The organism is Streptomyces kanasensis, assembly GCF_043077165.1.
Lineage (GTDB): Bacteria > Actinomycetota > Actinomycetes > Streptomycetales > Streptomycetaceae > Streptomyces > Streptomyces changanensis.
In genome coordinates this window covers 151,446-166,888 of the sequence record NZ_JBIBSF010000001.1, presented here as the reverse complement: position 1 = coordinate 166,888, position 15,443 = coordinate 151,446, and the positions used below count along the sequence as shown (strand labels likewise).

11 protein-coding genes and 1 pseudogene are annotated in these 15,443 nt (G+C 73.4%); 9 read left to right on the top strand and 3 right to left on the bottom strand.

Annotated features, from left to right (window positions below):
• Nucleotides 1-86: 86 nt before the first annotated feature.
• The 8 genes from blsG (at nucleotide 87) to ACF053_RS00670 (ending at nucleotide 9,798) form a co-directional block, all read left to right on the top strand.
• Entirely contained in the window at nucleotides 87-1,265 is a 1,179-nt protein-coding gene (gene blsG / locus ACF053_RS00705) for an arginine 2,3-aminomutase (protein ID WP_391951763.1), read from the top strand.
• On the top strand, nucleotides 1,262-2,440 hold the full coding sequence (locus ACF053_RS00700) for a DegT/DnrJ/EryC1/StrS family aminotransferase (protein WP_391951762.1): 1,179 nt from the start codon (nucleotides 1,262-1,264) through the stop codon (nucleotides 2,438-2,440). Before blsG ends, ACF053_RS00700 begins: the two co-directional genes overlap by 4 nt.
• Nucleotides 2,437-3,717, top strand: coding sequence for an ATP-grasp domain-containing protein (locus ACF053_RS00695; protein ID WP_391951761.1), 1,281 nt, complete (start codon nucleotides 2,437-2,439; stop codon nucleotides 3,715-3,717). The genes ACF053_RS00700 and ACF053_RS00695 overlap by 4 nt, the downstream gene beginning before the upstream one ends.
• 183 nt (nucleotides 3,718-3,900) lie before the next feature.
• Complete coding sequence (locus ACF053_RS00690) at nucleotides 3,901-5,133, top strand: MFS transporter (protein ID WP_391951760.1); 1,233 nt, start codon at nucleotides 3,901-3,903, stop codon at nucleotides 5,131-5,133.
• A 307-nt stretch (nucleotides 5,134-5,440) separates the two neighbouring features.
• Nucleotides 5,441-7,339 carry a hypothetical protein gene (locus ACF053_RS00685; protein WP_391951759.1) on the top strand — a complete coding sequence of 633 codons (1,899 nt, stop codon included), beginning with the start codon at nucleotides 5,441-5,443 and terminating at the stop codon, nucleotides 7,337-7,339.
• Between the two features lie 66 nt (nucleotides 7,340-7,405).
• The gene (locus ACF053_RS00680; RefSeq protein ID WP_391951758.1) at nucleotides 7,406-8,053 is read left to right on the top strand and encodes a class I SAM-dependent methyltransferase; all 648 of its coding nucleotides are present in this window, start codon (nucleotides 7,406-7,408) and stop codon (nucleotides 8,051-8,053) included.
• Nucleotides 8,054-8,112: 59 nt separating this feature from the next.
• Nucleotides 8,113-8,694: a nucleoside 2-deoxyribosyltransferase gene (locus ACF053_RS00675; protein WP_391951757.1), complete on the top strand. Its 582-nt coding sequence runs from the start codon at nucleotides 8,113-8,115 to the stop codon at nucleotides 8,692-8,694.
• Between the two features lie 240 nt (nucleotides 8,695-8,934).
• Entirely contained in the window at nucleotides 8,935-9,798 is an 864-nt protein-coding gene (locus tag ACF053_RS00670) for an LLM class flavin-dependent oxidoreductase (protein ID WP_391951756.1), read from the top strand.
• A 283-nt stretch (nucleotides 9,799-10,081) separates the two neighbouring features.
• On the opposite strand, the gene ACF053_RS00665 is transcribed toward ACF053_RS00670, so the two are convergent.
• A complete protein-coding gene (locus ACF053_RS00665; RefSeq protein WP_391951755.1) occupies nucleotides 10,082-12,013 on the bottom strand; it encodes a rhamnogalacturonan lyase in 1,932 nt (643 codons plus the stop codon).
• A 549-nt stretch (nucleotides 12,014-12,562) separates the two neighbouring features.
• Nucleotides 12,563-13,273, bottom strand: coding sequence for a TetR/AcrR family transcriptional regulator (locus tag ACF053_RS00660; protein ID WP_391951754.1), 711 nt, complete (start codon nucleotides 13,271-13,273; stop codon nucleotides 12,563-12,565).
• Nucleotides 13,274-13,368: 95 nt separating this feature from the next.
• Between ACF053_RS00660 and ACF053_RS00655 the strand changes: the two are divergent.
• Nucleotides 13,369-14,300 (top strand): annotated as a pseudogene (locus ACF053_RS00655) (alpha/beta fold hydrolase).
• 444 nt (nucleotides 14,301-14,744) lie between these two features.
• On the opposite strand, the gene ACF053_RS00650 reads toward ACF053_RS00655, so the two are convergent.
• On the bottom strand, nucleotides 14,745-15,371 hold the full coding sequence (locus ACF053_RS00650) for a TetR/AcrR family transcriptional regulator (RefSeq protein WP_391951753.1): 627 nt from the start codon (nucleotides 15,369-15,371) through the stop codon (nucleotides 14,745-14,747).
• Nucleotides 15,372-15,443 lie beyond the last annotated feature (72 nt).

Here is a 15,443-nt window from a genome sequence, read left to right as displayed (position 1 = left end):
GTCGAGCTCCTCGGTCCCCCTGCCCGCGAGCGAGCGCGATCCGCGCTTCCCGACCCCCGCCCCACCCTGTCGACACTGGAGTCGCCATGTCCCGTACCCCCGGTGAGACCGACGCCGCCACGGATCCGGACGCAGGTCAGCCGCCCTTCCGCCCCGTCGTCCCCGACGAGCAGTGGCGCGACTGGCGGTGGCACATGCGCAAGCGTGTCACCAACGCGGAGAAGGCCCGGCAGTGGATCCGGCTCAGCCCCGACGAGGAGGAGGCCATCGTCAAGGCGGCGGGGAAGTACCGCTGGAGCATCACGCCGTACTACGCGTCCCTGATGGACCCCGACGACCCCGAGTGCCCGGTCCGGCGCCAGGCCGTGCCCGCGATGGGGGAACTCGCCGAGTTCTCCGGCGCCGAGGTCGACCCGGTCGGCGACATGTTCTACCGCAAGACCAACCGCGTGGTGCACAAGTACCCGGACCGGGTGATCATGCTGGTCACCGAGGCGTGCCCGGTCTACTGCCGGCACTGCACCCGCAAGTTCCACACGACCGACGTCGACGGCACCTACTTCCGTGACGACGAGGGCGGTTCGTACGACGAGGACCTGCGGTACATCGCGGATCACCCGGAGATCAGGGACGTCCTGCTGACGGGCGGGGACCCCCTCTCGTACCAGGACGGCAAACTGGAGGAGATCGTCTCCGCGCTCCGGGCCATCCCCAGCGTCGAGATCATCCGCATCGGCAGCCGCTTCCCGGTGCTGCTGCCGCAGCGGATCACCGACGGACTGTGCGAGATGCTCGCCCGCTACCACCCGGTCTGGCTGAACACCCACTTCAACCACCCCAAGGAGATCACCGAGGAGTCGGCCGCCGCGGTGGACCGCCTGCTGCGGCACGGGATCCCGGTGGGGAACCAGACGGTCCTGCTGCGCGGCATCAACGACGACGTGGGGACCATGCGCAGGCTCATGACCGAACTGCTGCGCATCCGGGTGCGGCCCTACTACCTGTACCACTGCGACAACGTCACGGGCGTCTCCCACTTCATGACGTCCGTGGAGAAGGGCTGGGAGATCATGGAGGGACTGCAGGGCCACATCACCGGCTTCGGTGTGCCGCAGTACGTCCTGACGACCAGGATCGGCAAGATCCCCATCGCCAGGCCCTCCTACAGCGAGACACCGGACGGCCTGCTGCTGCGCAACCACCGCGGCCAGGAGATGGTCGTCGACAGCTCGGTGCACCCGATCCGGGAGAGCGATCTGCGATGACCCTCGACAAACGGCTCGGACAGCGCTTCCTGCCCTACGGCGCCAACTACCTCGCCTGGTCCGACATGAGCGAACTGCGCGAGGTCGTCGAGCAGAAGGTGCTGTTCCGCTACCAGACGGAGTCCGAGAGCATGGCCTCCCGGCTGGAGCGGACGGTGGCCGACCGCCTCGGCGCGGCCCACGCCCTCGCGGTGCACAACTGCACCGAGGCACTGCGCCTGTGCCTGATCTCCACCCGCCCCTCCATCGGGGACGTCGTGTACGTCCCCGCCGTCACCTTCGTCGCCGTGGCGGGCGCCGTCCTCTCCTGCGGACTGATCCCGGTCCTCGTCGACGCGGACGAGTCCCTCTCCATGGACCCGACACTGCTGCCCCCCGACGCCCGGCGGGTGGTGGTGGCCCACATGGAGGGCACCGTGGCCCCCGTGCCCCCGGACGTGCCGTACGTGATCGAGGACTGCGCCCAGTCGCTCGGCGCGCGGCTGCCCGACGGACGGCACGCCGGAACGGCCGGCTACGCGGGCACGTACAGCTTCCACCACAACAAGGTGCTCACGTCGGGTGAGGGTGGCTTGATCGTCACCAGTGACCGCGAGGCATGGGCCAGGATGCGTTCGTACCACGACCACGGTTCGGCCCGCGTTCCCGGTCGCTACCCCACGTGGGACGCGGACGCCCACTACGGGGAGAACTTCGTCACCAGCGAGGAGGTGGCCGCCGTGCAGTCCCAGCAGTTCCGCCACCTCGACGAGGTGCTGGCCGGCCTGGAGCGCATGTACGCCATCGCCATGGAGCTGCTGCCCGACCGCCCGGACCTGCGGGTCCTGCCGCGGGCCGCCGGTGACGCGAAGGTCAGCCTGCGTTTCCGCTGGGAGAGCCGGGAGCTGCGGGACGCGGCCGTCGACGCGCTCACCGCCCGGGGCATCGCCAACTGGACCCTCGACAAGTACCTGCTCCCCGACCACCCCGTGCTGAAGGCCCGCAGGTCGCTGTACGCGGACGGGTTCCCCTGGAGCCACGCGCCCGACCGGCCGCTCGCCGTGAGCCGCGACGGGTTCGCGCGCACCCGCGATCTGCTGGACCGCACCCTGTGCGTACCGCTCTCGCCCGAACTGCCGGAACAGGAGCAGATCGTCGCCGCCAAGACCGTGTGCCAGGTTCTGGAGGCGGTGTGAGCGGCGTCCCCGACCGGGCGGCCGACCGGCCGCCGGTGCTGCTGATGGCCGACGACCGGGCGTCCTCCTTCACCCGCCACGCGGCCCGGGCCCTGGACGGCCGGCTGGTACTGCTCCGCTTCACCGGGCTGCGGCGCGACCTGTCGCCGGAGTACCTGCGCGAGACGGCGCACCTGCCGGCCTTCTGGGTGCGGGAGGGAGTACCGCTCGAGGACGAGGCGCACCGGTACCGCGTGTGGGCCGACTCGCTGCCGACGCGCCCGACCCGCTTCTGCAACCCCTCCGAACCCCGCCAGGCCGTCGCCCAGCGGTTCGCCGGCCTCGTCGGACTGCCCCACCTGACACGACGGCAGGTGCGGTGGGTGCGGGACAAGGCGGCGATGAAGGACAAGTTCCGGCAACTGGGGCTGGACACCGCCCGCTACGCCCGCGTGCGCGCCCCCTCGGACGTCGTGGGGTTCGCCGGACGCCACGGCTGGCCCCTCGTCCTCAAGCCCGTCGACTCCTTCGCGTGCGTCGACACCCACCGGCTGGACGGCCCGGACGACCTCGCCGCCGTCGACTTCCCGGCGCGGGAGTGGATGGTGGAGGAGTTCCTCGCCGGCACCGAATGGGAGGCGTGCGCCCTCATCCACGCCGGAGAGGTGCTCGACGCCTGGCCGAGCGCCATGCCCTGCCGGCCACTGGACATCGTCGACGGTGCCATGAACGCCAACATCAGCGTCGGGAACGGGGAGGGGCCGCCCGTCGACGTACGGGAACTGGTCCAGCGCATCGTGAGCGGCATGGGCATCGACCACGGCTACGCCCACCTCGAGTTCTTCGTGGACGGCGACACGGTCCGCATGGGCGAGATCGGGATCCGGCTGGCCGGCTGCGAGATCACCGCCAACCACGGTCTCGCGTACGGCTTCGACGTCTTCGGCGCGACCCTGGACGTCTACCTCGGCCGCCGCCCCGACCTGCGCTACCGCCACCGCCGCTGCGTGGGCGACCTGCTGCTGCCGCTTCCCCGCTCCGGCGTGGTCCGGCACGTGACCGGTGCCGAGGAGCTGAAGCGCATCCCCGGAGTCCTCGACGCCGTTCTCAAGGTCGAGGCCGGCGCGACGGTCACCGGCCGCCGCGCCTCGCACAACGCCTCCGGACACGTCCACGTCGCCGGAGCGTCCGTCAGCGAGGTGGAACAGCGCATGCGGGACGTACTCCGGGCCTTCAGCATCGAGGTCGATCCGGTGCCGGAGCCGGACGCCGCGCGACCCGGGGCGGCGCCCCCCTGACCCTGACCCGATCGCGCCGGTCCGAGATCCGGGCCCCGACGTCCCCGGCGCGACGACGACGGCCCCCGGGCCGGGCGCACGGAGACGACAGCGAAGAACGAAGACCACACGGCCGCGCCCGCGGCCGGACGCCGAACGGCCGGCCGCCCGAGGGGCGATGGCCGCGGAAGGGAGATCGAACACGTGGCCAGCGGTGTGCCCCGCCAGTTCCTCGTCCTGCTGACGCGCCCACACGTGGCGGGGGCCGCCTGGTGGAGCGTGGTGTCCCGGCTGCCCGTCTACCTGATGTCGCTGGCGATGGTGCTCGTGGTCCGCGAGCAGGGCGGCAGTTACGCCCAGGCGGGTTTCGTCGCCGCGCTCTACACGCTGGGGATGGCGGTGGGCAGCCCGCTCGTCGCGCGGCGGGTGGACCGCCAGGGCCGGCGAGCCGTGCTGCTCGTCACCGGTGTGGCCTACCCCGCCGCGCTCGCGCTGCTGGTGTGGGCGACCCGCCCCGGCGACTGGGCGCAGCCCGTCGCGGCCGTCGCGGCCGGGATCGCCCTGCCGCCGGCCAACGCGGTGATGCGGTCGCTGTGGGCCCGGCTGCCCCTGCGGGACGAGGAGCGGGAGACCGCCTACCTGTGGGAGGCGTTGCTCACCGAAGTGCTGGTGATCGGGGCACCGCTGATGCTCGCCGGGTTGATGCTCGCCGGGTCGGCGGGGACGGCCGTCGTCGCCGTCGCCGCGATGGGCGGCGCCGGGGCCGTGGGCCTGGCCCTGACACCCCTCCCGTCCGGCGTCCCGGAGAGGAAGCCGAGGGACACCGACGGCGCCCGACGCCCGTGGTTGGGTCCGATGCGGACACCGGCGATGGCGGTCCTGACCGCCGTCATGGCGACCTGCGCCGTCCCCGTCGGGCTGTTGACGCTGGCGATCCCGGCCTTCGTCGACCGGCACGGATCGACCGGGGGGACCGGGGTGGTGTACGCCTGCTGGGGGGTGGGCAGCGCCCTGGGGGCCCTGCTGCTGGGCCGGTCGAAGTCGGAGGTGGCGGTGCACCGCCGCTTCCCTTGGCTGGTGCTGGCCTTCGCGCTGGGCGTCGGGCTGCCCCTGCTGGCCACGTCGCCCCTCACCCTCGGTCTCGCCCTGGCCGTCGGCGGGCTGCCCATCGCGCTCGTGTCGGCGGGGGAGATGACCCTGGTCAGCCAGGTCGCCGACGGCCGGCTCCTGGCGGAGGCGTTCACCTGGGCCTCGCTGGCCACGGTCGTGGGCGACGCGCTGGGCCAGCAGGCGGGCGGACTGCTGATGGCACCACTCGGGCCGCGAGGGGTGTTCGCGGTCGCCCTGGCGACCGCGCTGGCCGGCGCGGCTCTGGCCTTCGCCTGCCGGACGCTGCTGGGCACGAATGCCGTCGAGACGGCGGAGCACACCGCATGACCCCCGCCCCGCCGGAACACCGCACACGGCCCCCACCCCTGCGGAGCGGGCCCGCCGACCCGCCGGCCCGCGTCACCCGGGCCGCACGCCATCCGCCGCCCACCGGGGGAGCGGCCCCCCGCCGCGACCGAGAAGCGGCCCCGCCGCCCGGGGGAGCGGTGCCCCGCCCCGGCCCCGGTAGGCGCCGGCCGGTCCCCGCACGACGACCCCGCGCCGGCAGCCCCGGCCGACCGTCCCCCTCCCACGGCCCCTGACGAGCGGCCGTCCCGTCCCACCGATGACCATCAGGAACCGAGGTAACCCCGTCATGGACGCAGCCACCGACGACCAGCGGCAGCACGGGCGCTCCCTGCCCCCGCCGGGCACCGGACCGTTCCGCCCGGTCGCCCACGCGGAACTGCCCGACGCGGTCGAGGCGTTCCTGCGGGCGCCCGACCGCACGCCCGTACCCGTACCCGTCGAAGGCCGGCCCGATCTGGCGGAGAGCATGGCCCTGGCCGCCCGGCTGTACGCGGGCAGCGCGCTGCCCCGCCCGCTCGACACCGGTGTCGTCCTGGGCGTGAAGGACCTCCCGGACGGCACCGTCGAACTGGCGCGCCCGCTCGCCCGCACCTGGCTCACCGAGGAGGACATGGGCGATCCGCGCACCTTCCGCGACCGGCACCCCGGCACCGTGCTGCTGCTCGGGGCGTACGACCGGCTCACCCTGGACGCCGTGCGCGACCTCCTGCTGTCCACCTACCGGGGACCCGAGCACGCCCTGACCCTGCTCAGCGGGCGGGACGGCGACTCCGTCGCCTGGAACGTCGCCAAGCAGTACGCCACCGCCGCCCCGGAGGTCGACGCCGTCGGGCTGTTCACCGACACCGACCGGCCTCCCCGGCAGCCCGGTGTCCGGGTCTTCGACGACCGCGACTTCGACCGGCCGGCCGCCGACATCCAGGGCGAGATCCTCGACACCGCCTGGCGGCGCGTCGTCTTCCAGGGCCACGGCAAGGACGACAGCCTCAACCTGGGCGAGTACACCATCTGCGGCCTCAGCCGGGCGGCCCAGGCCAGGCCCGGCCTCCTCGGACCGCGCTGCTCCTACGGACTGCCCTGCTACAAGCCGGAGGACAAGCTGGTCCCGCTGAACCGGGTGGGCGCGGTGGAGGTGGTGCTCAGCGCCTGCAACAGCGGTCCGCTCGCCGACCTCGCGCTGTACGACCCCAAGTACCAGCTGCTGCTCAACGCCCTGGACGGCCCCGCCCGGCTGGTGGCGTCCGCGGTCTCCGTCCACGACTCCGACAGGCCCGAGAACACCGCCTGGATGCGGGCCGCCCTCGACGGCGCCGACACCGTGGACGTCCTCAACGCGAGCCTCGCCGGCTCGCACCCGTACCCGGCGTTCATGCGCTTCGGCCTCCCGGCCGCACCGGCACGGCCGCTGCCCGGCCCGGTCCCCTCCGACCACCGGCCCGACCCCCTGCTGCTCACGGTGGGGGAGCGGCTCAACGCCCTGCTCGGCTCCGAGCTGCTCACCGGGCGCCACCCGCTGCGCCCCCGGCTCACCAAGCTGGCCCGCAAGGTCGACCTGTGGGTGGCCCGCCCCACCCACCTCGCCGACCAGTCCGCCGAGGAGATCCACGGCTCGCTGACCGCGGACCTCCAGTCGCTCGACCACGCGATCGCCGAGCAGGTGGCGGCCGATCCCGAGAACGAGATCATGAACTATCCCGCGCACTTCGGCGATCGCAGCCGGCTCGACCCGCAGGTGCGCGACGTGACCTGCCACTGCGGGCGCCCCGCCCAGGAGTTCGCCCGGCGCGGACTGCTCCCGCAGATCCTCGACACGCTCTGCGTGGTCTGCATGCGGTGCGGTGACGTCACCTTCCGGGTGCCCGGCGCCCCCGTCCTGCTCGCCCACGCGGACGACGAGGCCGCACAGGGCGGTGAACTGGTCGTACGCGCCGAACTCACCGCGCCCCGGACGGGGCCCGTCCGACTGGGCCTGTTCGTGCCCACCTATCTGCGCGAGGACACCACGGTGGAACCCGCCACGGTGAAGGTACGGGCGAAGGCGGAGCAGCCCCAGGACGTGACGTTCCGGGTCGCCTTCCGGCCCGAGACGGCGCCGCAGGCCTACTACTTCACCGTCTTCGCCGTGCAGGACCTCGCCGTCTCCACGGCCCGGCGCCACTTCGGCGTCGTACCGGCCGGGGCGTGATCCGCGCCCCGCCCGGCCCGTCTCCCCTTGTCCACACACCACCGCACCACGCGAAGGAGTGCTGTCATGGAGAACGCCACGAAGTCCGAGGCCGGCGCCGGCCCCGGGACGAAGCCCGCCATCGAGCTCGTCGAGCAGGGCGGCGAGGTGACGCTGAGCATCGGCGGCGAACAGGCGATGCAGGCCTGGGAGCGCGACCTGATGTGGGCCAGCGCCGACATGCTCTGCGAGTACGGCCGGGACTTCTACGAGGTCGGTCTCGGCCTCGGGTTGTCGGCCCTCCGCATCGCCACCAACCCCGCCACCCGCAGCCACCGCGTCCTGGAGCTGTTCGACGAGGTGGAGGAGCTGTTCCGGGAACGCCACCCGGAGCTTCCCGACACGCTGAGCATCGAGCGCGGCGACTTCTTCCAGCGCATCTTCGAGCTCCCCTCGCAGAGCGTCGACGGCATCTTCTTCGACCCGGCGCTGGACATGGAGGTCTGGAAGGACGAGGCGCTGTGGCAGCGGACCATGCCCGAGGTGGTCCGGGTCCTGCGGCCCGGCGGGGCGTTCATCCCCTTCTTCAGCACGAAGCCCGAGCTGCGGTGGCAGTACCTGCCGCACTTCCGGGACATCCGGGTCGTGCGGCACCCGTACACGGCCTACGACACGACGGAGTACACCCACGGAACCAGTGGCGACGCCTACATCCAGTGCTTCGTGAAGAGCTGAACCGGATCCTCCCCGCAACCGACCGCCCCAGACAGCCGACGACGCCCCGGAGGCCCGCAATGACCGCCGAACCGACCACGACCCCCCTTCCGAGCGCAGCCGCTTCCCTCCCGGCCCCGACTCCACCGTCCACCGCGGCGGAGCCGCCGGACCTGGTCGGGGTGGACTCGCTGTTCCTGGCCGGACCGTTCATCCAGCTCCTGGACCCGCTCACCGGCCGGATGTCCTCGGACGCGCAGGCGCCCTTCACCGTGCTCATCGACCACTTCGAGGCGCAGGGCCTCGCCGTCCACAACGCCCACCGCAGGGAGGCGTGGGGCGCGGAGTTGATGCGCCCGGAGGTCTGTACGCGGATCGACCAGGACGAGATCCGCAAGGCGGACGTGTTCGTGGCGATGCCGGGCCACCCGGCGTCGCCGGGCACCCACATCGAGGTCGGGTGGGCCAGCGCGTTCGACAAGCCGATCGTGCTGCTGCTGGAGAAGGGCCGGGAGTACACCTTCCTGGTCCAGGGGCTGCACACCGTCGCCACGGTGGAATACGTGGAGTACACGGACATCGCCGAGGTCCTGCCCGCCGTGGACGCAGCACTGCGCCGGGCGGTGGCCCGGCACCGCGAAGCCGCGGGCCGGGTGGGCTGACCCACCGCCACCCGCGGGCTCGGGGCCCGCGGGTGGCACCACGGGCACGCCGCGGTCCCCGTGACCGACCGGGCGGCCTCCCGGCGGGCCGGGCCGGCTGAACGGCGGTCCGTCGTCGCGGCCCCCCTGCCCTGCCCCGGCCCCGGGCCCCGGGTGGCGGCCTGCCGTGGTGCCCTGTCGTGGAGCCGCCTGGCGGGGAAACCGATTGTCCCCGCGCGGCCGGCTGTGCATCCTGCTGGGATGCGCTTCTCCGTCAACATCCCCAACTTCGGTGACTTCGCCGACCCCCGTAACGTCGCGACGGCGGCGGCCGCCGCCGAACAGGCGGGCTGGGACGGCCTCTTCGTCTGGGACCACGTACTGCACCGGCGACACCAAGGGCGCCCCTTCGCGGACCCCTGGATGCTGTTGACCGCCGCCGCGCTGGCGACGTCGCGGATCCGACTGGGCACCCTGCTGACGCCGGTCCCCCGCTACCGTCCGCAGCAACTCGCCCGCCAGGTGGCCACCCTGGACCGTCTCAGCGGCGGCAGGGTGGTCTTCGCCGCCGGGCTGGGCGGTCCGATCGAGGACGAGTACCACAGCTTCGGGGACGCCGCCGAGCCACGCCTCCTGGCGGAGCGGCTGGACGAGGGACTGGAGTTGTTGAGCCGCTTCTGGTCGGGGGAGCCGGTGGACCACCACGGCCGGCACTACGAGGTCCGGGACGTGACGCTGCTGCCTGCCACCGTGCAGCGGCCCCGTCCGCCGGTGTGGATCGGCGGGTTCTGGCCGCGTCGCGCGCCCATGCGGCGGGCAGCGCGGTGGGACGGCGCGGTCCCGCTCTTCGAGACGGCCCGGCACGGCCACGTACCGGACGTGGCGGAGGTGAGGGATCTGGTCGGCCATGTGCGCCGGCACCGTACGGCAGGGGACGAGCGCCCCTTCGAGTTCGTGCTCGGCGGTGCCACGCCCCCGGACGCGGCCAGGGCGAAGGACGTGATCGGTCCGCTGCACGACGCCGGCGCCACCTGGTGGGACGAGCGGCAGGTCCAGACCGGTCCCGACCTGGACCGCCTGCCTCCCGTACTGCGCCGCATCGAGGCGGGACCGCCGGTGCTCTGATCAGCCGTGCGCAGGTGTGCCCGGCTCGCCGGTGGGGTCGTTCTTCCGCGCACGGCCGTCTCCGCGTCCGGGGAGCGCCGCCCCCCGCCCCGCCTCCACGCTGCGGTGGAGGGCCGTGGGGCCCTGGCTGCCGGAGCCGACGCGGGATCCGGCCGGATCGAGCACGGCGGGGGCGGGGGCCGGGTGCGCCGTCGCCTCGCCGGCGGTCGTCCTCGCCTCCACAGCCCCTCCGGCACCTGGCATCGCCCCCGCCTCATGAGGCGGGGGCCCGTCCGTGCCCGGCCTACTTCGTCCCGAGGTAGTAGCCGACCTGCGGCGGCTGGTTGTAGCCGGTGTTCTGCCAGGCCACGCCCGTGCGGTACACCGGGTCGTGCATCAGCGTCGGCAGCCGGTACTCCGTGGGGTGCGGGGTGCTGTAGAGCCGCAGCGCCGTGGAGTCGGCGTTCCGCCAGAGCATCTCCTCGCGCCAGTCGCCGAGCAGATCGGCGGAGAGCGCCGGGCTGCCCTTGGTCCAGTTGTTGGACTTGGCGTCCTGGTCGGACCAGATGCGGGTGAGCTCGCTGTCGCCGTCGTACTTCAGGACCTGGCCGTAGCCGGACTTCGCCGAGCCCGACCAGCGGTGATCGAGCAGTTCGCGGTTCGCGTCGCCGTCCCACCAGATCGCGGAGTTGTACGAGGGGCCACCGCCGAACGCCGGAACGCTGTCGCTGATCTTCGTGCCGGCCGCCGTGTAGAGCCCGCCGCCGCTGGACCAGCACTCGGCGCCCGCGTACTTCCTGGTCAGGTCCGCGCAGATGCCGCGGCCGACGTCCGTGCCGGTCTTCTTCCCCCACAGGACCCGGCCGGTCTTCGCGTCGTGCATCTCGAAGCCGTACGCGGAGTCCTTGTGCTCGTGCACGTTGAAGGCCTCCAGGCCGGGGCGCGCCGGGTCCAGGTCGCCGACGTGCACGGCGTCACCGTGACCCAGCTTCGTGGTCCACAGACCCGAGCCGTCGTCGTCGACGGCCATCGCGCCGTACACGATCTCGTCCCTGCCGTCACCGTCGATGTCGGCGACCGCGAGGTTGTGGTTGCCCTGCTGGTCGTAGCCCTTGCCGCGGTTCTTCGAGCTGTTGCTGTCGAACGTCCAGCGCCGGGTCAGGTCCGAGCCGTTCCAGTCGTACGCGGCGAGTGCGGTACGCGCGTAGATGCCGCGGGTGAACACCATGCTCGGCTTGGTGCCGTCGAGGTAGGCGGTGGCGGAGAGCAGCCTGCCCTCGCGGTTGCCCCACGTGTCGCCCCAGTCGGCGACGGAGCCGCGGGCGGGCTCGAAGGGCACGGAGTCCATCACCTTGCCGGTCGCGCCGTTGAAGACGGAGAGGTACTCGGCTCCGCTGAGGACCGCGCAGTTCTTCCCGAGGTGCGAAGCGTTCCGGTCGCCGATGACGGTGCCCGCCGCGTCCTTCGATCCGTCGGAGGTGCGGACGGCCATCTCGGCCTTGCCGTCGCGGTCGTAGTCGAACACCTGGAACGAGTCGTAGTGGGAGCCGCTGCGGACGTTGGTGCCGAGATCGACCCGCCAGAGCCGCTTGCCGCTCAGCTCGTAGGCGTCGTAGACCGTCGGCCCGGTGCAGGTGCCGGAGTTGGCGACGTCCGTGGCGTTGGAGGGCGCCCACTTGACGACCAGTTCGTACTGGCCGTCACCGTCCAGGTCGCCCGTCGAGGTGTCGTTGGCGGAGTAGGTGTAGGCGACGCCGTCGCGGGTGGTGCCGCCGGCGGGCTTCTGCAGGGGGATGTCGAGGCGCCCCGACCCCCACACGCCGGCCTTTCCGCCGGGCCGTTCCGTGCCGTTGACGACGGCGCGGATCTCGTACGTCGACGCAGCGCCGCCGCCGCTGTCCAGGTGGTTGGTCTTCCGGGTCTCCTCGATGAGCTTGCCGCCCCGGTAGAGCTTGAAGGAGACGCCCTCCGGGTCGTCGCCGAGCATCCGCCAGGTGACGAGCGTCCCGCCGTTCGCGGGGACCGCGACCAGGCCGCGGTCGAGGCGCTCCGCGACCCGGGCGGACGCCAGGGCCTGCGTCGCCTTGTTGGCGGGTGCGGGCAGCACGTCGGCGGCGTCCGCGAACCGGTCCAGGACCAGGGAACCGCCGGTGCCGACGAGGACGGCGGCGAGGGCCACCGCGAGCAGCCGGCCTCTGCGGCGGCGGCGGTGCGTTGCGGGAGGGGCAAGGGACATCGGAACCTCACAAGCAGGGGTAGTGACACCTGCTCGTCGCCGCAGCCGCCCAAAAGGTTGCCGGTTCAACAGTCAGGGTCGGACCGGAGGACCCCCGGCTTCAGCCGAGACCGGTCACCCACCCCGGACCGGCCCGGAGAGGGGGTTCGAACCTCCGGAAGACCCGCGCTCGGGCAGGGGCCCGGGCCAGCCGCCCCCGGACACCGCGGAGCCGGCCGCTCACCCTGCTCACCCCCGGCGTCCGGCCGGGGGCGCGGGTGGGCACGGTCGCCGCGACCGCCGCGGGCCGGAGCCGCTGGCGGCGGCCCGGCGTGCCGGGCGGCTGGCTGTGCAGGGGGCGTGGGCGGGCGCGCCGCCGTGGCCGAGACCCGCACACCCGAGGTGGCGACCGGGCGAGAAGGGCGACTCGCTGCCGCGCGGGTCACCGTCCGGACGGCGTGGACTCCGTGAACCTCCGTCATGACCCGTCGGGGCGATGGCGTACGGCCCGCGGCGAAGCCGTCCGGCGGTGGAGTCCGGAGCGCCGTCGCGTACGCGTGACCGAGCGCCTCAGTGGGCGACGAGCCCGGTGAGTACCCGCCGCATCGTCCGCTCGAACACGGCCTGCGGCTCGGCTTCCGCGTCCGCTTCGACGCGATCGGCCATGGCGGCCGCGAGGTGCGGGTGCTCTCCTCGGCCGGCCGACTGCCGCAGAAAGGCGGCCTGCGCCGTCCGACGGTTCGCCTGTCCGCGGCTCGACTGGATCTCCGAGCGGGCGAACTGGGCGACGAGGGCGTTCATCAGGGCGACGACCTCCATCTTGGCCGGGCCCGGCAGGGGCGTGGGCGCCATCGCCTTCAGCGCGTACTCCAGGTACTCCACCCCCCGCGGGCCCAGCCGGAGTGGTTCCGGCGGGACGTCGACCAGCCAGGGGTGCCGCAGGTGGACCGCCTTGGTGCGTGACGCGAGGGCGAGCAGGTCCTCGACGGGCTCGCCACCCAAGGGGACGTCCAGGTCGACCTCGCCCGCCACCGCGTCCGTCATGAGGTCGAGGAGGTCCTCGCGGCTGGAGACGTAGCGGTAGAGGGACGACTGGCCCGTGCCCAGCGCCGTCGCCACGCGACGCATGGACGCCGCTGCCAGGCCGCTCCGGTCCGCGAGTCCGACGGCGGCAGCGGTCAGTTCCGCACGGCTGTGCACGGCGGTGGGGCCGCGGGTGCCGCGTTCGGGGCGCTCCCAGACGGTCACGTGTTCCTCGGCCACGTCGTCCACCTCTCCCATCGGTTCCGCGGCTGCGTCGCACCGGACCTGGTCGTCCTCGTGGTGCCTCCCCTACACTAAATTGCGAACAGCGATCGCAGTTCAGGGAGGTCCCCATGTCCTCGTCATCGGTCGGCCCGTGGAGCCCGGTCCGCTGGGCCGGGAACGGCACGGTCAGGCTCGCGTACGACCGGTGGACCGAGCCGGATGACGGTGATCCGCTTCTGCTCGTCATGGGGCTGGGCGCGAACCGCCGCTGGTTCCCCGACGGGCTGTGCCGGATGCTGGCGGCACGCGGCTTCGCGGTCGCCCGGTACGACCAGCGCGACGGCGGCGAGTCGACGCACCTCCCGTCCATCGTCACCCGTGACCCCGTCTCCGCGCTCTTCGCTCGGCGCGGGGAGGCGTACACCGCCGAGGACATGGCGGACGACGCCGCCGCGGTCATGGACGCCCTGGGGTGGTCGTCGGCGCACCTGCTGGGGGTCTCCCTGGTGCCGTCGCCCAGCGCGTCGCGCTGCGGCACCCGGAGCGCGTTCGGACGCTCACGACCGTGGCTGCCGTCCCCGGGGACGCCTCGGGCCTGCGGGCCGTGCGGTACATCCGACTGCGGACCCTGGCGAAGTTCGCCGGTCTGAGGTTCCCTGACACCCCGGAAGGGAGCATCGCGGCCGGCGTCGCCGTCTCCCGTCTCCTCAGCTCGCCGAACCGACCCTTCGACGAGGCGGCGGCCCGGGAGGACGCCGTGCGCAACATCGACGGCGGCGTGCGCGACCGGCAGACGCAGAGCCGTCAGATCGGCGCCCGGTGGCACGGCGGGAAGATCGACGCCATATCGCGGCCCACCCTCGTCCTCCACGGGGCGGACGACCCCCTCGTCAAGCCCGCGGCTGGCGGGGCCATCGCCTCCCGGATCCCCGGCGCGCGCCTGGTCCTCCTGTCCGGGGTCGGCCACGAGATCCCCGCGAGCGCGTGGGAAACGGTCACCAGCGAGGTCCGCGGACTGGCCGACGGCGCTCGTGGCGAAGTGGGGCCGGCGTCGGGCTGACGGACGGAGGCAGGAAGGCCGGCGACTCCGATCCGCCACCGTCCGGCGCCGTCGGTCGGGGTGGCTCGGTGGCCCGCCGCGCAACGGCGACAAGGCTCGCGGGCCCGCCGCCAGGGCCGGCCGGCCCCCTCGGGTGAAGAGGGGGGCCGGCCGGCCCCCTCTTCACCCGGCCGGGGGGTGCACGCGCGGGGGTCGGGGTGCCGAAGACCCCGGCCCGGGCCGGTCGTCCCCGCCCCCTCGGCGCGGTCGGCGGATTCGCGACCCCCCCCGGCAGCCGTCTCGATGGCCGAGGCTCCACGCGGCGCAGCCCGTAGTCCTTCGACGTCGCGGCCGACCCCGGAGGTGTGCCTCCCCCCCCCCACCTCCGGCACCTCGGCCCCTTCCTCCGGGCCGTCCGCCATCCGTGCGGGCCGGCACCTGACCCTCCGGGGCGTGCGTCGTGGGCTATGCGGGCTCCGCTCCGTCCCGCACGTACGCGCCGGCGCGCGCCGCGGTGGCGGCGGCTTCGGCGGCACGGTCCGCAGCGGCTTCGTCGAGTCGGCCACCGCTGATCAGCAGCCGGTAGTAGAGGGGGGCGGAGACGGCGCGGACCACCTCGTGGGCGTCGGTGCCCTCCGGTGCCTCGCCCCGGTCGACGGCCTGTCGGACGCACGGGGCCCACTCCCTGACGCGGATGTCGTAGAAGCGGTGCAGGGCCGCGGCCGTCTTCGCGTCGCTGGTGGCGGCGGCGATCAGCGCCGTGAACAGCGGTCCTTGCCGCGCGTCCGTCAGGGTCCGCTGCACCAGCCGGGCGTTGGCCTTGAGGTCGCCGAGCAGCGAGCCGCTCTCGGTACGCGGCGCGGACTGCTCGGCCATGTCGGACAGGAGGTCCGCCACGAGCCCCGCCGCCGTTCCCCAGCGGCGGTACACGGTCGTCTTGCCCACGCCGGCACGGCGGGCGACGTCGGCCAGGTCCAATCCGCTGAAGCCCTGTTCGGTCAGGGCGTCTTCCGCCGCCCGCAGCACCGCTTCCCGTACGCGGGCCGTGCGGCCTCCGGGTCGTACGCGGCCCGGCTCGGCTTCGTCAGGCATAACGGCACTCCAGTTCCATTAATCGTTGGATCCTGCTACCTTGGAGACGGTTAAAGAAACTTTAGACCCGTT